Source organism: Hydrogenovibrio marinus (assembly GCF_013340845.1).
GTDB lineage: Bacteria > Pseudomonadota > Gammaproteobacteria > Thiomicrospirales > Thiomicrospiraceae > Hydrogenovibrio > Hydrogenovibrio marinus.
Map to the genome: position 1 here is coordinate 672,656 of NZ_AP020335.1, position 19,197 is coordinate 691,852.

Sequence of the window (19,197 nt, forward strand, 5' to 3'; positions counted from 1 at the left end):
TAAAAAAATTACATTTATTTTTCTTAAAGGAGAAGGTGAAATGAAAACTGTTAAGCACTCAAAAAAAGGTATTGTGTTGGCTATATCGATGTTACTTCCTGTAGCAGCTTTTGCGGATGCGAATGAAATGATTCAATCTCAGGAGCAGAAAACTGAGATTATTCAGAACCAACTGCAAAAGTCTGAGCAAATGCAAGAACGTGCCGAGCAAATGAATCAAAAGCTTGAACAACTGCAAAGCAATATGCAAAAAGCTGAGCAAATGCAGGAGCGAAATGAGCAGATGAATGAAAAGATGGAGCAGATGCAATCACATATGCAAAATTCGGAACAGATGCAGGAAAGAGCTGAGAAAATGAACGAAAATACAGAAAGGTCGGAGAGAATGCAGGACAAAATGCATGACATGTCCGATAAAATGGAAAAGGCTGATAAGGTTCAAGAACGAGCTCAAGAGATGGCTGAGCATGCAAACCGTAATCAAGAGATGAATGAAAAGACCGAAAATATGAGTGAAAAAGCTGAAAAAGCTGGAACAATGCAGCAAAATCAGAACCGTATCATGAATCAAAACATGGTTAATCCGGTAACCGTTCCAAATACAGCACAATAATTTAAACTGCCCGGCTACTTTCTAGCCGGGTTTTTTATATAGAAATCAAAAACTAGGAAATAAAGATGATTAAGTATTTTATAGTTGTGTTATGCATGTTCAGTGGTTCTGTATTTGCAGCTGATTCCGCTTGGAAAGCAAGGGTGTCAAGTGGATTATTTTATTCATCGGGCCAGAGTCAGGTAACAGGAAGTGCTGACTCCACAATGTATTCAATACCGTTGATGATTTCCTTAGCAGGAAATCGAATGCATGCCAATGTATCAACTTCTTACATGGACATCTCAAATAAGTACCCAACAACACGAAGGGTCTCAAAAGTTTCAGGAATGGGCGATGTTACCCTGAGTTTAGGTTATGATTTGACAGAATCTCCGGCTTGGACTCTCACTTATAAACATAAGTTTGCAGTAGCTAATGTCAAAAAAGGACTGTCAACGGGTAAAGACGATAATTATTTACAGTTAGATTATTTTTCGACTCTTGGACAGAGGGCGTCTGTTTTTGCTACCGCAGGTTATAAGCTTGTAGGGAAGGTGAGTGGATCAAACATGAAAGATAGTTCTTATGGTTCGGTCGGAATGGGCTACTTCTTTCCTTCCAAAACAAGTGTGGGAATATCGGTTGACTATACCGGGTCTTCGTATAAAACATTGAAAGACCAGACGGGGGGCTCGATTTTTTTGGGGCAAAGCTTAAGCAAATTGTGGAGCACCGCACTGTTTGGATCTTATGACAATACTAGTACGGTAAGTGCAGGATTGACTTTCACGCGTAAGTTTTAAACGGTGATTCTGAGTGATGAGCTTGAATCAAGTTCTATTTGAGATAGGAAGGATGATATAAAATAAGCGTAATGGAATCCAATCTTCAAACCAAAAAAGATCAACTCTTTGCGAAGGCTCTGGTATTGATACTAAAGCCTTTAGTCAAAATATTGATTCATAATAACATCACCTATATCGGCATCCAATCATTGCTGAAAAAAGCTTATGTCCAAGTTGCTGAGGCAGTTTTTGGGCTGCCTGATAAAAAACAGACAGATAGCCGTATTAGCTTATTAACAGGCATTCATCGTGGCGATGTCAAACGTATTAGAGAGTCTTTACAGGACCAAACGTTTGAAAAAGAGATAAAAGCGAGTCTAGGTGCACAATTAGTATCTGTATGGCTCTCACACACTAAATACAATGATGAAAGTGGTAATCCTCTTCCTTTATTTAAAATGGCTAGTGAAGGGGCGCCATCATTTGAAGAGCTGGTTTTGTCTGTCTCAAAAGATAAGCACCCTCGATCTATTCTGGATGACTGGGTTAATCAAAGGTTAATTTCCACTTTAGAAGATGGGCGTATAATGCTTAACGATAAAGGCTATGTTCCCGAAGATGATTTTGAAGAAAAACTCTTTTTTGCAGGGAAAAATATAGGGGCACATTTAGAGGTTGTGGCTTCCAACTTAGAAAGCCAAAATCCCCCTATGTTTGACAGAGCTATTTATTATTCTAAGCTTTCAGAAGAATCTATTGAAAAGCTTGAAAGTCGTTCTAAGAAAAAAATGATGGCGCTATTGACGGAGATGAATTTGCTCGCAAGGCAGTTTCAAGAAGCTGATGAAGCTAATGACAAAAACTCGGGAAAAATTCACTTAGGTGCTTATTTTTATAAAAAAAATGAGCAAGATGATGAGAGCAAATAGGGATTTGATTTGCTTAATATGGTCGTAAGCTTGTTGAGGGTGATTAACGAAAATGCCTAGGTACTTTAAGCGCTATCAAGCGTTAAGCTTTTTATTGCTAGCAATTTTATTATTGCCATCTTGTGTACAGACAAGACCTGATTCAGTAGATCTGGCGATGAATACATCGGTTTTTGGCGGAACGGGTAAGCAGTTAGACCCTGACAGTGGTTTTGGAGGCACAGGAAAGTCATCGTCAGGTTTCGGTGGTACGGGCATTATCGGAACGATTACTAAGTTTGGTAGTGTTTGGATAAATGGCATAGAAATTGGCTATGGAAATAAAACCCACATTTCATCTAACCTGAAAAAACAAGACAGATTGAAATTAGGTCAACAAGTGCTTCTTTTAACAGATCCAAGAAATGATAAAACGATTACTCGTCAGATTGAAATTTTCTACCCGATTGCTGGAAAGGTAACAGAATTGAGTAGTGATGAAGTTGTGGTTTCAGGAAAGTACAAAGTCCAAATTAATAAAGAGACATTAGTTGATCGTGACTTGAAATTGTCCAAAAATCAGTATGTTGCGGTAAGTGGTTATCAGATCGCTGGTAAGCAATGGGTTGCTACTCGCTTGAATACTAACGACCAACAAAAGACTTTATATCAACCGATTCCTCAGTTTAGCAATGAAGGAAAGGTGAATCGCTGGATTATTGAAGCTGGCTCTGGCCAAATCAAAAACTATGAAGAGCAGTTGCAGCTAGGAACTGACATGCTGAACAATGCAGGTTCAGCGCATCATTTAGTCATTGAAGTTGTCAATAATAGCCAAGGAAGAGCGGAGATAAAGTCTATGATGCCTTACCCTGAGCATATCAAGATGCAAGACAAAGAACACTACAAGTCTGAACAGGGGCAGCTAGGAGACAAGGAAGGTAGACAATCTGAAACACAGCATAGACTAAATGCTAGTGGCGAGAAAGACGGAATTGATGCTAGAGATGCCATGGAAATGCACCAAGATGGTTCTCAACAAAATAGAGAACAGTTAATAGAGCATCGAGAACAAATTGAAATGCAACATGAGCAGCAAAATGCTGTGCACGCGCAACAAGAGCAAAAAGAAATGTTCAAAGAAATGCAACAGCAGCAAAGAGAAGCTCAGCAACAGCAAAGAGAAATGCAACAACAGCAGCAGGAAATTCAGCAGGAAATGGAAACGATTAGGCAGCTGAGCAATCCTGAAAGAGATTGATGCTTTATAGGATTGTGTTGATTTTTTGCCAAAAGCAGTTGTCCTTGGTTACAGATTTGCTTGGCAACTAACATTTGAATTTTTGGGTGTTAGTTGGATTATGTTATGACAAAGGGTGAAAAAATGGGTTGGATTATTAAAGATCACTATGAAGATGAATATGATTTTGAAATGGATCGGATGAATTTGGAATCCATGGAAATTACCGCTTTTTCTTGTCCTAAATTACGCATCATAGAAGTACCTGTCGATGAAGATGATGTTGAAAAGATCGAGCAGGTTTATGAAGTTCTATTTCCGGGGTTATTCGAGGATGTACATCAGATGATGGAGTCCGAGGCTAGAGACCCATACAAAGTGAAGTGTTTTTATAAATATCGTAAGTCAGATTCTCACGAACTTTCTTAAAAGTGACAACATTTTCTGTCATACCATCTGATAGAATCTATTTAAATTAATAATACGTAAAAATCCAGTGTTTTTGGCGCACAAAAAACACTGGATTGTCCTGGGTAATCATATAGCTTGCGGAGACTAGTTAAGTATGAAAAGCACTAAAGATGCGGTGAAGGGTAGAAGTTTAGTACAGAATATGACGCTTTATTTTGTACTGATCATTTCGGTCATAGGAATTGGGTTTGTTTTTTTAGACCACTTGGAAAATAAATCTGCGGCAAAATTTGAAGCCATTCAAGAACAATTCAATCACAAAAGTAAGCTATTTAACGAAATTCAGTCTGCTTTAGGTTATGGTCATTTGATTCATGATTTCAAAAACCTTGTGCTTCGTGGTGAACAGGATTACCGCACAAAAAGCTATAGCGAAAAAGTTGAAAAAAACACATCTCTTATTTTGAAATATATTTCAGATTATCGCCAATTACCCAGTTTGGATAAAACAGAAACGAGTGCGTTGAATGTGGTCGAAAATGTAGTTAAGGCATATGATGCTAAGATTGACCTTGTGAAAAAAATGCTGGCAGAAGGTGTCGCACCAAAAGAAATAGATGCACAGGTAGTGGTTGATGATAGACCAGCTTTGGAAGCCTTTGATCAATGGTATGCTTTTTTAAACAAGGCTGAAGTACAAAAAATAAAAGAGCTGAATGGGCAACGCCTTTTTGAACGACGTGTTGATTTGGTTGTAATCCTTGTAGCCTTGGTATTGTTAAGTCTCTTGGCATTTGAGGTGTTTGTCCGACGTGCAGTTATTTCTCCAGTTTTGAAACTGGAGAGTGAGGTTAAGCAAGTTTGTGTCGAGAATGGTCAAATCGATTTCACGCGACAGCTTAATGTCAGTGGCGTGAGAGAGCTTCAGTCACTTGGTCTTTATTTGCGCAGAATGCTGGATATGATTGGTGCGCAAATGGAAACAGCAGTGACTTTAGGAACCGTTGTGGATCAAAGTAGTTCAAATATCATGGTTGCCAATGAGGATTTGGTCATTACCTACGTGAATGGCTCCATTATCAATACGCTGCATAATGTTGAAAAAGATATCCAAAAGATGTTGCCGCATTTTTCAACAGATAAGCTGGTGGGCGAAAACATCGATATTTTCCACGTGCATCCTGAGCACCAGAGAAAACTGTTGGCAAACCTAAAAGAGACTTATGTCGCGAAGTTAACGCTAGGTGAGCTGCATCTTGAGATAGTTGTGAATCCTATTTTTGATGCACAAGGTAACCGTAATGGCTTTGTTACTGAGTGGAAGGATGTTACTCAAACAGTGAAGATGGAAGCAATGCAGGAAGCTGTTGAAACCAATTTGAAAGTTATGGTTGAGAAAGCGGCAAAAGGGCATATCGGTGCGCAAATTGATGTTTCTCAGCTTGATGGCTTTATCCATGATTTGGGTGAGCAGATTAACTATATGTCTAGAGCGATTCATAATGCGAATATGAACATCGCGCAAGTTATCCATAAATTGTCTCAAGGCGATTTAACGCCACGAGTACAAGGTGAGTATGAAGCTGATTTGGGTGAGATGAAGAATGCCATCAACAAATCCATGGACAATCTCTCTAATATCATGGCTCAAGTGAATGCTTCTACCTCTGACATTGCTTCGGATGTTCGTGATATGTCGAATCAAAATGCCGAATTGTCAGGTCGTATTCAACAACAGGCGGCATCGATTCAAGAAACTGCAGCAACGATGGAAGAAATGACCTCTGCTGTGCGCAATAACGCAGAAAATGCGAAACAAGCCAATGAACTCACCATGAAAGCCAGTCAGAAAACCATTGAAGGTGCTGGTGTTATGAAGCAAACAATTCAGGCGATGAACAACATCAAAGAGTCCAGTGACCAAATTGAGCAAATCATTGGCTTGATTGATTCGATAGCCTTCCAAACGAACCTACTTGCATTGAACGCAGCGGTGGAAGCCGCAAGGGCCGGTGAGCATGGAAGAGGGTTTGCTGTGGTTGCCGGTGAAGTACGAAGCCTGGCAGGCAAATCGGCCGATGCAGCTAAAGAGATTAAACAGTTAATTGACCGCTCTGTTGCTCAAGTGCAGGAAGGAACACAGTTGGCACAACAATCTGGAGATGCATTAGGTGAGATCAGCAGCTCCATGAACCAAGTGACCGAAATGGTGGGCGAGATTGCCAGTTCCTCGGTTGAACAATCACAGGGAATTGAGCAGTTGAATCAAGCGGTTGTCTCACTGGATAAGAACACACAAGAGAATGCGCATCTTGTGGAGTTGTCTGCTGACAGTGCTGAATCTATTGCACAAAAAGCCGGTAGCTTGGTGAGCCAAATGCAACAGTTCAAAATTTCTCAAGACATTCAGCAAAGAGTGAACTCGAATATGACCTCTAAAGTTTCGGGGGAAAAGTCGGTTGCTAAGTCTGAGCCAAAGAAAGTGGAATCACCTAAACAAGTTGTGGTGAAAAAAGCTGAGCCTGGCAAAGCTGGATCAGCTAAACCTCGTATAGAAGCGAAAGTGTCCGTGGCTAAGAAACCGGAAGCATCTGCTGCAAAATTAGGTGGTGGTGATGAGTGGGAAGACTTCTAACTTGAAGTCCTTTTCTGAGAAATGAAAAGCCGTCATATGACGGCTTTTTTATTGGTCAAAATCTGCCAGGTTGGGGGTGATGATAAAGTGCTAGTAAAGTTTTAGCTTTGGCTTGATACGTCTTTCAATGAGACTTTCTACTAAAATCCAAAGCGTTTTCCAGTAACCATGCACCGCCAGTTGATGCTGTCGATAGAGGCTGGCATATGCCCAATGTGCCAGTTTGCCTTCAATCACCCAATGTTTGTGCAGTAACTGATCCAACAGGCTCCCCAGTGTTTGGAAGCGGCTAAGGGACACCAAGGCGCCATGGTCGCAGTATTTAAACTGCTTCAATGGCTTGCCTGTGATTTGGCGGGTGATATTTTGTGCGCAGTGTTTTGCCATCTGGTGAGCCGCTTGAGCAGTAGGCGGCACTGGACGAGTTGCCTCTTCGGGTTTCAGAAAAGCGCAGTCCCCGATTGCATAAATGTTATCTTCACCTTTCACCAATAGGGAGTCATCTATTTCAATTTGGTTGATGCGATTCACCGGTAAAGCCAAGTGGGATAAAAATTCTGGAGCCTTAATGCCGGCTGCCCAAACCAAGAGATCGGCATGAATATCGCCATCAGCGGTATGTAATGTATAAGGCGTGACTTGCTTAACATTTTTATTGAGCTGAATGTTAACGCCAAGCTCTTCCAAGGTTTTTTGAGCTTTGCATGCTAGATCTTCTTCCAGTGCCGGCAAGATACGGGGTGCCGCTTCAATCAAAGTGACTTCCAAGCTTTTGTGGTGAATGTTTTCAACGCCAAACTGTTCGAGACGATCGACTGCATTATATAGTTCTGCTGATAACTCTACGCCTGTCGCGCCTGCTCCAACGATAGCGATGCTGACGACTTCCCCTGAATGTGCCGTTTCTGAAAACTGAAGAAAGCGGTTAAGAAAAGACAAGTGGAAGTCTTCAGCTTCCTGAGCATCGTCCAGCTTGAAACAGTACTCACTGACGCCTTCGATGCCGAAATCATTTGAGTGTGCTCCCAATGCCATGACAAGAATATCGTAGTCAATGTGTCGAGGTTTAAGGATTTGTTTGCCATGATGATCAACCAAAGGCGCTAGACGTATTTGCCTTTTTTCTTTGTCTAATGCATCCATCTTTCCTAGGCGAAAGTAATAGTGGTTTTCTGCTGAGTGAGCGCGGTAACTGAGTGCTTCCATGCCAGTATCCAAGGAGCCTGCGACCACTTCATGCAACAAGGGTTTCCATAGATGAATTCGGCTGGGGTCAATCAGCGTAATTTTGGCTTGGTTGGTTTTGCCGAGTTTTCGACCTAGCCGGGTCGCAAGTTCCAACCCGCCAGCGCCGCCGCCGACAATGACAATTTTAGGGGGTGAAGCGGTTTTATGCATCTTTAGCCTCCAAGAACGGGAAGTATTGGCAAAGATTTGGTCTGAACTCATGCTTTAAGTTCAGCTTGTTCTTTCATACTATAGCGGGGTTTTTCAATGAAATAAATGAAAGATGCGATTAATGTGAAATAAGTTTGAGTAGAACACGAGGAAGGAGAGGAGTGCCTTCCTTGCTTCAAGATATTTAAATCCCCGTCATGACCAGAGCGATGACATCATTTTCATAGCCATCACCATTTTTATACTCTCGATAGCCCTCACTGACTTTGAAGCCGACAAGATAAGGTACACCGTCCCACAGCCAGTAGATAGTGTCATTTTGACCGTTATTGGCTTGAAGGATTTCGGTTGGTAGGTCCAATATTTCACCAATACCATGTTCTTTATGGGTTGTGGCAATAATCATACCTCGTCTATCGACAAAGAAGCTGAATGTGGTTTTGTTAATCTGTTGGTTCAAGTACTTTGGTTCAGTCTCTTTCAACATGGCTTCAAATTGAGGTTTGCTGTCGAAAACTAATGCAATCCCGCCAACGTTTCGGCGAGGGTTTTCCCAATCCTTAACAGCGGCGTGGTAAATATAGGTAAACTCGTCACCATAGAGGTTTGTTTTATGAAACTCCGATACAACATAAGCCTGAGTGTCTTCTATTGACAGACACTGAGACGTGTCATTCGGGCGAGGGATGATCGTGTCAATCAAATGCCCTTCTACCGGGTTGGATACCGCCAGAATTCGACCTCTTTGATCGTAAAGCATAATATTGGTGTAAACCGTGTACAGCTTGTTGATGTAGCCGAGAACGTCAGTCAACTTCCTGGTTTCGGTTTCGGTAATTTCTTGAGTCTGATTGTAGCGCGTCAAAACTTGACGGAAAGTACTGTTAAGCGCCCACCAACGGCAGTCATTGGCACGTTCGTAGAGGTTTCTATCCATGACTTCAACACCAAGGGTTGCGCTGAATGCCGCTTTACCTTGAATGGTTCTAACCAATACGTGATGGATATGGTGGATAAAGCTGTTAAATATCTCTTGAATGTCGATACTGATATTTTGGAAACTGTCCAATACTGGTAAGAAGGCTTTCACATCGCGTTTCAGAGATAGAATTTTTCCGTTCAGGATAACAATCAGCAATAAAGTACTTACCTTGAGGTTAGTTTCTTCCAGATCTCTAAGATAAAGCGGGGAGTCCGGCGGAATAGTGACATCAATATCCTGGTCATCAGTTTTGTCAGCAAACGCTACTTGGTTTTGCACCTGTACAAACCCTAACCAAGGCAGCCCGTAGTAACCTTGGTAGCCATGGGTTTTGGTGGCATACTGCAATTTGTCACCGGAGCGCTCTGGGCGAGTGAAGTTGTGCGGTTCGATCTGCTTGGTATTGCGCTTCGATTTATCGCTACTATTACAAGATATTACCTTGCCCTGATCGTCCAATAGCATGATTTCATAGCCTTGTTGACCTTGGGAAAGTGTTTTGTATATGCGCGTCATTTCATCTTGGAAGTTAAAACTCAGGCAAAGCACACCAACAACCTTTATTTCCCCTTTTACATTGGCTTCAATCTTTTTGGCATATATGTGGCTGTCGGATTTGTTAGGGAACATATCCGATTTACGATAGATCTCAACATACTCTTCCTTGGTCGTCATCGCTTCATGGATGAGAGGGTCACGCGTGAATGTAGCAGGGTTGCTTGTGTCCAGTTTCGCTTTGATTTCGCCTTCAGGCGAAATCAATAAAACATCATCGTACACGGTATATTTGGCGACATATTCGATGATTCTTTGATGAATGAACTCTTTATCTTCTTCTGAAACATTTGATTTTGCCATGAATTCGACCAAGTCGTCATCAGTCGCAAGGAAGCCGACATCCGCTGTTCGCTCAAAAAGGTTGCGGATAAGAATATCAATGGTTGCCTGCGCTTTTAGCATGATTTCGCTGTTGGCTTGGTTCAGGTATCGCCCAATCAACTCCTGAATCATAGTGTCGCGAAGGTTTTGGAATTCCTTTTGCGTTTCGACAATGGAAATAAGCAGTTGGGGATCGATGTTTTCATTGTTGATTTTTCCGACCATAGCAACCGTTGTCCACCATAAATCTTGATGCTCAAGTTCATTCAAGTAGCGTTTTACTTCCGGCAAGAACTGTGTGAATTGTTTGTGATCTTCAGCTTGTGTCGTCATAGTTTCGGCGTCAAATTATTCAGTTGATTGTAAAGGTTTGTTAACTTTTCTAAGCAAAGCTAATTCCATATTTTCTTTTATAGTGTAATTACAGGTATTTATTAGCGTGAATCGGTAAAAGTACTAATGGAAATAAGGAGTGTAAAGTCGGTACATTTCGGTGCAAAGTTGAACCAAATGGGTTTTAGAGTTTTTTAATTATTAGAGTTTAATGAAATTCTAGCGCCAAAAGTTTTGTTTGTGGGTTATATCAAAAAATTGTATTGAAGGCTCGCAATGCATGAGTAAAATGAAATTTGGAATATAAGAAACGTACTCGGAAAGTACAACTTGGAGGATGTGGTGATTAAACGCTCGTTGAAAGCAAAAGTAACGGTTATCTCGATCATTGTTGGATTGATTGTAGCAATCCTTGTAGGCTTGGCAATGTACTTCATTTTGGTTAAGCCTGTAGAGTCAAGGGTTCAAGATAAGTTGATTAAAGATGCAAACGTTTTCATCGATCATCAACTTGAGCAGAAGTCGCAGGTGGGGGTCGCAGGAGCGACGGCGCTTAGTCTTGCACCGAACATCATCAACGCACTGGGTGTAGAAGACAGAGCATCGCTGATTCCTTTCTTTAAGGGGATTAAGGCTGGGTATGCAAAAAAAACCAATTACAAGAATATTGGTGTTCAGCTGGTGACGTTTGATGGGCGCTCTCTAATCAAAACCTGGGATATGGATTCTTATGGCAAGAACGTTGGCGGTAGTCCAATTATCAAAAAAGCCATGGAAGAGAAGCAGGCATTCGGTATGCTGGCAGTCGGTGATCGAGGTGTTGGTATTATTTCTGTTTCGCCTATCTATGACGGTGAAGATTTCAGCGGTTTAGTGACGTTTGTACAAGGTTTGGCTTCAGTTGCCAAAAACTACGTCAAAATGGAAAACGGCATGTGGGTGATGTTGGTTGATCGACGCTATATCCAAAAAGATTATGGCAGTATGCCTGTCATCGAAAACAATATTGCGATTGATAAAAATTATATCTTGGCAAGTAACCGTTGGTTCCCAAAAGAGTCTGTTGATTTGCTGAAAAAGGTTTACGAGCCCGTAGATGGCAAGCAAACGACTTTTTACATCAAAGACAATCATGTTGTGATGGATTTGCCAGTGCTTGATGTTACTGGCGAAGTCATGGGGCGCCACATGTTCATGTTGCCAGCGTCTTTCTATTATGGGCCTCTAGCTGAAGCGAAAGAAGCAGCTTGGTTATCGCTAGCAGGTGTCATGATTGGTATCTTTATTTTGGCATTTGCATTGGTTATCGCAATTAATAAAATGGTGGTGACACCTCTAGCAAGAATGCAAAAAACCACTGATGACATTATGAAGTCAGGTGACTTCTCTATCCGAGCTGATGTGACCAGTGAAGATGAAGTCGGTCGTACAGCTTTGGCTGTCAACGAGTTGCTGTCACAAGTCGGAGAGGCGCTCAAAGAGGCGAATGGCACGATCAGCGCCATTGCAGCAGGTGACTTCTCGAAACGTATTGAGGGTGAGTATCACGGTGATTTGAATGCCTTGAAGAATGGCATGAACCAGAGTATTGATAACATCGCTGACGTCATTAAACAAATTGCGACGGTGATGGATGAGATGAAGCGCGGTCACTTTGATGTCAAATTGCAAAATACCGCATCGGGAGAATACTTCCGAATTATCGACAGTGCACAACAAACCATGACGGTCACCAATAACGTTATTTCCAATATCAACCAAGTAATGGAAAAAATGCATCAGGGTGACTTTGAGGGCCGTGTTGATGCAGAAGCGCATGGTGAGTTGAGACGTTTGAAAGACAGTATCAACTCGTCATTAGATTCTTTGAATAAAGCCATGAGTGATATCACGCGCATTGTCGTTGCACAAAGTGAAGGGGATTTAACACAATTAATCACCACAGATTACCCAGGTGAGCTGGGACGCCTAAGAGATGCGGTAAACCAATCGGTTGAAAAACTGTCAGGTATTGTCGGACAGGTTATTGAGGCATCAGACGTTGTCAACACCGCTTCTCAGGAAGTGGCGCAAGGCGCGCTGGACTTAAGCTCTCGTGTACAACGTCAAGCGGCTGCATTGGAACAAACCTCCGCTTCGATGGAAGAGATGAACGCGGCAGTGCAAAACAACTCAGAAAATTCCATTCAAGTGTCGGGTGTTGTGCAAAAAGTTCAATCAGACTCGTCACAGGCAAACAATGTTATGCATCAAACCATTGATGCCATGAATGCCATTCAGGAATCGAGTCATAAGATTTCGGATATCGTTACACTGATTGATGGGATTGCCTTCCAGACCAACTTGTTGGCATTGAATGCGGCAGTAGAAGCGGCTCGTGCCGGCGAACATGGTCGAGGCTTCGCGGTGGTAGCAGGTGAGGTTCGCAGCTTGGCTCAGAAGTCTGCCGAAGCGGCGAAAAACATCACTGCGCTAATTAACGAAAGTGTCGACAGAATCAATCAGGGAACGAAGTTGGCAACCGAATCTGGCCAGGTTCTGGAAGGAATCACCGAGCAGGTTGAAAGTGTTGCGACGATGATTCGACAAATTGCACAGGCTTCGGAAGAGCAGGCGAAAGGTATTGAGCAAGTTCACCAAGCGATGAATGATTTGGATTCGGCAACGCAACAAAACGCCGCTTTGGTAGAGCAAACGTCGGCTGCGGCTGAAAGTATGAGTGAACAAGCGGTTAGCTTGAGTCATAACATTGCGTTCTTCAAAACCAATAAGACGCATTTGACGAAGGCAGCCACGCCAAAATTGGAAGCGAAGCCAAAGTCTGAGCCAGCAAAAATCGAGGCTAAAAAAGAGCCTGCACAAGTAAAACCAAAAGCAGCAGAGCCAAAACCTGCGGCGAAACCGGAAGCGGCTAAGCCAGCGGCTGGAAAAGAGTCACAAGAAATTGTGTCTCCTTTGCACGGCAAGCCACCGAAAGCAGATGATCAGTGGGAAGACTTCTAAGTCTTAAGCGGATCGTAAGCAAACAAAAACGGCAAGTATTGACTTGCCGTTTTTGCTTGTGACTTTAATTGATTTGATTGATGACTATTTTTTCTCAGCCTCATCCGGTACAAACTTTAAAACATTCCCATTGATGCAATAGCGTTTGTGCGTTGGCGGAGGGCCATCATTAAACACATGACCTAAATGAATACCTGAACTGGCACTGATAACTTCAGTACGCTGCATACCGTGTGAATCATCAGGGCGTTCTAAGACAGCGCCTTTGACCGGGTTGAAAAAGCTCGGCCAGCCAGTACCGCTGTTGAACTTGGTATCACTGCGAAATAATGCTGCGCCTGTGATTGGGTCAACATAGGTTCCGGCTCGGTGTTCATCCAAGTGTGAACCTGTGAATGCCCACTCTGTTCCTTTATTGAAGGCAATTTTGCGCTGTTCCGGCGTGAGCAGACGGAAGCCCAACCATTTCCAAAAACGATCCTTGTCGCCACTATACCCTGTGTATCGAGAGACTTCTTTACCGTGTTCAAAGAAGACTATCGTTGGTGTGGCAAATAATGGTTTTTCAAGTGTCCAACCTTTTGGTGGGTTGGGATTCAAGGTTGTGACAACAGAAACATCCGCTTTCCAGCCACTAAGGACTTCTTTGGTAAAGAGTTTGCAGTAAGGGCAATCCTCGGCCTCGAAAACGATTAATTGTTTATCCTTATTTAACTTGGAGGCGTCAAGAATAGGGTGTCCTGACACTGCATTGTTAGAACCCGGGTAGGCAACGCCAGTGCCACCCAAGCCACAATAGCCATTGGGGTTCTTTTTCAGGTAGTCCTGATGGTATTCCTCCGCTTCGATGTAATTGTGAACTGGAGCAATTTCCGTGGTGATTTTGCCATAGCCAGCTTTAGTCAAAGCTTTTTGATATTCCGCTTCCGTTTCTTCTGCGACAGCTTTTTGACTGGGTTCGGTGTAGTAAATGGCACTACGATAGTTTGTGCCAATATCGTTACCCTGACGGTTGCCTTGGGTTGGATCATGATTTTCCCAGAATTTGATTAAAACCGTCTTCAAGCTCACGACTTGAGGATTAAAGGTCACTTTAACCACTTCCGCATGGTTACGGGCGTGGCTTTTTCCCTGTTCGATTTCGCGCTCAAGTCCGAGTACATCGTAGTAACCCGCCTGTTTTGCATCTCCTCCGGCATAGCCGACTTCAACATGCGTGACACCGGGAATTTCGCCCATGCGTTTTTCGGCGCCCCAAAAGCAACCCATTCCAAGAACAATGGTCTCGCTTTTCATTGGAGTTTCCCTTGCAGAGACAACATCGTTTGTCGATTGTGTATTGTTCATTTGATTCTCCTGCGCACAGCCTTGTACCGAAAAGAATAACATGCTCAACAATGCAAACCAAAGCGTTGGCAAGATTCGAGAGTGATAGATTTGTGTTGTCATGATAAAAACCGTTTTTGAGTGATTCTTGTTTTAGTAGACCGCAATTTCACGGGTTTGTTTCGTGAAGTTTTCAGGATTCATGGTTTTGTAAGGTTTTGTTTTCTTAAGGGTAAGATTGAAAGTAGTATTTTACCGTAGAAAGTTGCTTAATGTTTTTGCAGTCTTGCCGATAGGTTTAGTTGAATGAGTGATCGTTAGAATCACCATCAAATCTATAAAAAGATATTTCACTTTTAGACCAGAAAGCTAAGTGAATCCGCTATCAAGGGAAAGCGCAGCCCGCTTTGTGGGGTGTGTAAATCAAAACGATAAGTGGAGCACAACAATGATTATTTCTTCTTCCCAGGTAGCTCTGGGGCACGCACAGTCTGACAGCGCTAAGCTGACACAAACCACCCTTACTCGAACCAGCATGCCCTCCATGAATGGTAATTGGTTAATGGCGGTGAGTGCAGAAACCTCCTATGAATATTCACAGTACAGTCGAACCCTGCTTAACGCACAAAGCAAGGTCAAACAAGGTGAGCAAAGCCAACAGCATACACTGAACTCAGTAACGGAAAATCTCGCCAAAGTCAGTTTGGGAGCAAGCGATGCGCAGATTGCCATTCAAAAAGCTTTCCCGTCAGGCCCCGCCACAGATATGGTGTTAAGTGGTGAAGTGGCTTTCAACTTCAGTCATCAAATTCACTATCAGCAAAACAGCAATAGTTTGATGAGTGTACAGGGTTCTGTGACTTTGGCTGACGGTCGTACGGTAGACTTCAATTTACTATTGTCTCAACAGCAGGCGACTCAGGTGACAGCGAAGACGCAAATTGAATTTGGCTTGGCAAAATTCCATGATCCATTGGTTATTAACTTCGGTGCCGATACCGTTCAGTTGCAAGACACGACCTTTGAGTTTGATATGCAAGGCCATGGTGATAAGCAAACCTATGCGTCACTAGGGAAAGGCAATGGCTACCTGACCTTTGATGTGAACGGAGATGGTCAAGTCAATGACGGAACCGAGTTGTTCGGTACACAAACAGGCGACGCCTATGCAGAGTTGGCGAAATATGACGACGATCATAACGGTTGGATTGACGAGAATGATACCATTTTCCAGCATTTGAAAATCTGGCAGGATCAGTCTGATACGGCAACGACATTGACGCTCACTCAGGCTGGTGTCGGCGCGATTTATCTCGGGAATGTCGATTATGATCAGGAATTACGAGGCGCTCAAGGCGAAATGCTAGGTAAGACTAAGCAGGCGGGCATCGTGCTGATGGAGAACGGCGAGGTGAAAACCTCTCAGGCAATTGACTTGGCGAAGATTCCTCAGGAAGTTGCGGCGGATAAAATCGAGAACAGCCGAGCGTTTAAAAATCTACAGGCCATTGCGGATGCTTTTAATCAGGCGAAGCGAGTGACACAATCCCTACAGGTCAGTTTTCAAGTATCTGATGCATTCAGTTCTCGTTTTGGGTGGTCCATTTCCAAACGAGAGGATGAAAAAGAAGCGCCCAAAAGTTTGTTTGAACAGCTTCGGGAATATATCGAGCAGCAGCTGAAAGCACGTAAAAAAATGCTCGAAGCCCTAGAAGAACGCTACAACCTGAAAAAGCACCAACATCACTCGTGATGTTTTCGGCCTTAAAGCACTTTACATGGTCAGTGGGTTGATGATTGTAGTGCTTTGAGGTCGGCCAACACGATTCGAACATGTTCTTTCGGGTCAACATCTGTATAGATTTTTGCGATACGCCCTTGCGGGTTAATGATAAACGTATGGCGCTTCGCAAATTTCACCACAAACAAATCCAATAGCGAATCATACTGTTTCGCCACCAAACCATCTTTATCGGCTAAAAGGTCAAAGGGAAGCTCATGCTTCGACTTAAATGCTTGATGAGAGTCTACTGAGTCGACAGAAACGCCAATGATTGTTGCCTGCTGCGCAATGAGTTGGTTGATATTGTCGCGAAAGCTGCAGGCTTCAGTCGTACAGCCCGGAGTGTCATCCTTGGGGTAAAAATAAAGTACAACCCAATGGCCTCTGAACTGCGAAAGGCTTACCGGCTTTTCATTTTGGTTTTTGAGAGAAAAGTCAGGGGCAGTATCGCCAACCTTTAGCGCAGCCGCTTGCGTTGTTTGACTATAGAGTCCAAAGAATAGAGCAGACAATAAAATGGTAAAAAGAAAATGTGACTTTGATTCCGACATGGCGTTATCCTTTAAGAAATGTCGGTTTATACTAATTCAAATTCATTGAGAAAAACACCTGAGAAAACAGAGGTTATTGCTTGAACATGAATCATAAGGTAGAAGAGAAAATGGCGTTTCCTAGATTAAAAGTTGCAGTGTCAGATTGCCTAAGAGGGACAGAGTGTCGCTATAACGGAGGACATGCGCAAAACGATTTTGTGAATCATCATTTAGCGAAGTATGCAGATTTTTATCCCTTCTGTCCTGAAGCCGCAGTCATCGGCACGCCGAGAGAAACAATACGATTGGTCGGTGAGCCGCAAGGCATTCGTGTCAAAGGTCATAAAAGCGAAACCGATTACACGGATGGTTTGAAAGCTTATGGCGAAAAAATCATTCCCAAGTTGTTAGAAAGACAACTTGATGCCGCTGTGGTGAAGTCAAGATCTCCGAGTTGTGGACTGGAGCGAATCAAAGTCTATCAACCAAATGGTGAATGGCATGGTTCCAAAGACCCGATGACTTCTGGCTTATTTACCGGACAATTGCAGGCAGCAGCACCTTATTTGGCAGTGGAAGAAGAGAGTCGACTGCAAGATGCCTGGTTGCGAGAAAACTTTATGTTGCATGCTTTCACCTCCGCAAGGTGGCGAGAGCTGTTAGCGAGTACCCCCAACCTGGCAGATTTTCAAGCGTTTCATCGAGACCATAAATATCTGCTGCTATCGAAAAACGAAACCCTGTATCGCGAGATGGGGCCTTTGGTCGCCAACACTCGAACTGAGAATCTTTCGGAGAGTCTTGCAGCCTATCAAGAAAAGCTTTTTGAGCTTTTGGCGCACCGTTCCACGAAAGGGCAGGTTAGAAACGTTTTGGATCATGTTTATGGTTATTTCAAGGATCAACTGAGTGCGGAAGAGAAAGCACACTACCAAGAGACCGTGACAGAGTTTGTGGAAGGCATTGTTCCATTGATTGCGGTGGTAAAAATTCTCGAACAGTTTTTAAATCACTATGGTTCGGAGTACCTTGCCTCGCAGGTGTTTTTTCATCCTTATCCGCCAGATTTGGCTTTGCGCTCTGAAGTGTCGGCTTACAAGTAAAAGAGCCCCTTATTACTATTGTTTTGGGCTCCCTAAATAAAATTTGATTGTCTTATTCAGTATAAGCTGATGAAATGGGTTTAATGCTGGGATTTTGAAATTGAATTTATATGAGTAGTTTGACGCCAACGAATGACATCACCTTTAGTGAAGAGTTAAAAGTCATTTACGATTATCTTCATAAAAAATACCCCGAAATCGAAAGAATGGCAGTTGCTTTATATGATGAAGACACAGATATTCTCACCACATTCGCTTATACCGGGGAGCAAGCAACGCCCTTATCCATGTATGATTTCAAGTTTTCCACCTCACACTCGTTGACCAAACTTCGAGAGTCGAAACAACCTCGAGTGATTGACGATCTCGACGCGTATGAACCCAATCATCGTATTCATACTGAAGAAATTCATAAGGCCGGATTCAAATCAAGTTACACCTATCCTATGTTCAATGGCGCTCAATTTTTGGGGATGTTGTTCTTCAATGCCAAAAAGAAAGCAGCTTTTGTTGATGACATGATCTATGACCTTGATTTGGTTTCGCCATTGCTTACGGTGATGGTTGCCAATGAAAAGCGTATAGAGAATTTACTGCTGGCAACGGTACATTCGACCTTGGAGATGAGTAAGGAGCGAGACCCAGAAACTCGTGAACACATGAGTCGTGTTGCGCACTATGCCAGATTGATTGCGCAGGAAGTTGCGCCCAAATACCAACTAAATGACGAGTTCGTCGAGCATGTTTTCATGTTTGCACCTTTGCATGACATCGGCAAGATTTCCATTCCCGACGCTATATTGAGAAAGAATAGTAAGCTAACCGATGATGAATTCACCGTGATGCAGACGCATACAGTTAAGGGAGCCGATTTGGTGAACTTGCTGCTACGTAACTATGACCTGCAAAACATTAAGTTCGCGACCATGATTCAGAATATTGTCCGTTATCATCATGAGAAAATGGATGGCTCCGGCTATCCAGATGGCTTGACGGGGGGGGATATTCCTTTGGAAGCTCGGATTGTTGCAGTAGCCGATATTTTTGATGCGCTGACGTCGGCTAGGCCTTATAAAAGCAGTTGGAGTAACAGCGATGCCTATGCTGAATTAAAAAAAATGGCTGCTGAGGACAAGCTTGATGCAGATTGTGTCGCGGCTTTTTTGAGCTTCCCCGACAAGATTGAAAACATCCAGAAACTCCTGGCGGACGTTGTCGAAAACTAATGCTGTGAGTCATCTTGCATCTAGTCAGATAAGGCCTTCCAATGGAAGGCCAGGACT

14 protein-coding genes are annotated in these 19,197 nt (G+C 43.0%); 10 read left to right on the forward strand and 4 right to left on the reverse strand.

Annotation, left to right across the window (positions count from 1 at the left end):
* The first annotated feature begins 40 nt into the window (after positions 1–40).
* The 6 genes from HVMH_RS03120 to HVMH_RS03145 all read left to right on the forward strand — a co-directional run bounded on the left by HVMH_RS03120 (position 41) and on the right by HVMH_RS03145 (position 6,574).
* Positions 41–613 (forward strand): hypothetical protein, encoded by a 573-nt coding sequence (locus HVMH_RS03120; RefSeq protein ID WP_155837715.1) that lies wholly within the window; start codon positions 41–43, stop codon positions 611–613.
* A 65-nt stretch (positions 614–678) separates the two neighbouring features.
* Positions 679–1,398: a hypothetical protein gene (locus HVMH_RS03125; RefSeq protein ID WP_029907795.1), complete on the forward strand. Its 720-nt coding sequence runs from the start codon at positions 679–681 to the stop codon at positions 1,396–1,398.
* 71 nt (positions 1,399–1,469) lie between these two features.
* The gene (locus tag HVMH_RS03130; RefSeq protein WP_029907797.1) at positions 1,470–2,309 is read left to right on the forward strand and encodes a DUF6502 family protein; all 840 of its coding nucleotides are present in this window, start codon (positions 1,470–1,472) and stop codon (positions 2,307–2,309) included.
* A 157-nt stretch (positions 2,310–2,466) separates the two neighbouring features.
* Positions 2,467–3,549, forward strand: a complete 1,083-nt coding sequence (locus HVMH_RS03135; protein WP_155988734.1) for a DUF5666 domain-containing protein — start codon at positions 2,467–2,469, stop codon at positions 3,547–3,549.
* A gap of 105 nt (positions 3,550–3,654) precedes the next feature.
* A complete protein-coding gene (locus HVMH_RS03140; RefSeq protein WP_232087797.1) occupies positions 3,655–3,957 on the forward strand; it encodes a hypothetical protein in 303 nt (100 codons plus the stop codon).
* A gap of 136 nt (positions 3,958–4,093) precedes the next feature.
* Positions 4,094–6,574: a methyl-accepting chemotaxis protein gene (locus tag HVMH_RS03145; RefSeq protein WP_051623174.1), complete on the forward strand. Its 2,481-nt coding sequence runs from the start codon at positions 4,094–4,096 to the stop codon at positions 6,572–6,574.
* A gap of 90 nt (positions 6,575–6,664) precedes the next feature.
* Here the strand turns inward: HVMH_RS03145 and HVMH_RS03150 are convergent, their stop codons facing one another.
* Together HVMH_RS03150 and HVMH_RS03155 are read right to left on the reverse strand one after the other, a co-directional pair.
* Positions 6,665–7,972 (reverse strand): NAD(P)/FAD-dependent oxidoreductase, encoded by a 1,308-nt coding sequence (locus tag HVMH_RS03150; protein ID WP_029907804.1) that lies wholly within the window; start codon positions 7,970–7,972, stop codon positions 6,665–6,667.
* Positions 7,973–8,156: 184 nt separating this feature from the next.
* Complete coding sequence (locus HVMH_RS03155; RefSeq protein WP_029907806.1) at positions 8,157–10,166, reverse strand: cache domain-containing protein; 2,010 nt, start codon at positions 10,164–10,166, stop codon at positions 8,157–8,159.
* 342 nt (positions 10,167–10,508) lie between these two features.
* On the opposite strand from HVMH_RS03155, the gene HVMH_RS11815 reads away from it, so the two are divergent.
* Positions 10,509–13,169: a methyl-accepting chemotaxis protein gene (locus HVMH_RS11815; RefSeq protein WP_155837716.1), complete on the forward strand. Its 2,661-nt coding sequence runs from the start codon at positions 10,509–10,511 to the stop codon at positions 13,167–13,169.
* An 84-nt stretch (positions 13,170–13,253) separates the two neighbouring features.
* On the opposite strand, the gene msrA is transcribed toward HVMH_RS11815, so the two are convergent.
* The gene (msrA, locus tag HVMH_RS03165) at positions 13,254–14,618 is read right to left on the reverse strand and encodes a peptide-methionine (S)-S-oxide reductase MsrA (protein ID WP_232087798.1); all 1,365 of its coding nucleotides are present in this window, start codon (positions 14,616–14,618) and stop codon (positions 13,254–13,256) included.
* A gap of 325 nt (positions 14,619–14,943) precedes the next feature.
* On the opposite strand from msrA, the gene HVMH_RS03170 reads away from it, so the two are divergent.
* Positions 14,944–16,248 carry a hypothetical protein gene (locus tag HVMH_RS03170; RefSeq protein ID WP_051623176.1) on the forward strand — a complete coding sequence of 435 codons (1,305 nt, stop codon included), beginning with the start codon at positions 14,944–14,946 and terminating at the stop codon, positions 16,246–16,248.
* Between the two features lie 29 nt (positions 16,249–16,277).
* On the opposite strand, the gene HVMH_RS03175 is transcribed toward HVMH_RS03170, so the two are convergent.
* Positions 16,278–16,829, reverse strand: coding sequence for a peroxiredoxin (locus HVMH_RS03175; RefSeq protein ID WP_029907814.1), 552 nt, complete (start codon positions 16,827–16,829; stop codon positions 16,278–16,280).
* An 86-nt stretch (positions 16,830–16,915) separates the two neighbouring features.
* Between HVMH_RS03175 and HVMH_RS03180 the strand changes: the two genes are divergently transcribed.
* The gene (locus HVMH_RS03180; protein ID WP_232087799.1) at positions 16,916–17,914 is read left to right on the forward strand and encodes a YbgA family protein; all 999 of its coding nucleotides are present in this window, start codon (positions 16,916–16,918) and stop codon (positions 17,912–17,914) included.
* A 110-nt stretch (positions 17,915–18,024) separates the two neighbouring features.
* On the forward strand, positions 18,025–19,140 hold the full coding sequence (locus tag HVMH_RS03185; protein ID WP_029907818.1) for an HD-GYP domain-containing protein: 1,116 nt from the start codon (positions 18,025–18,027) through the stop codon (positions 19,138–19,140).
* Positions 19,141–19,197: the final 57 nt, after the last annotated feature.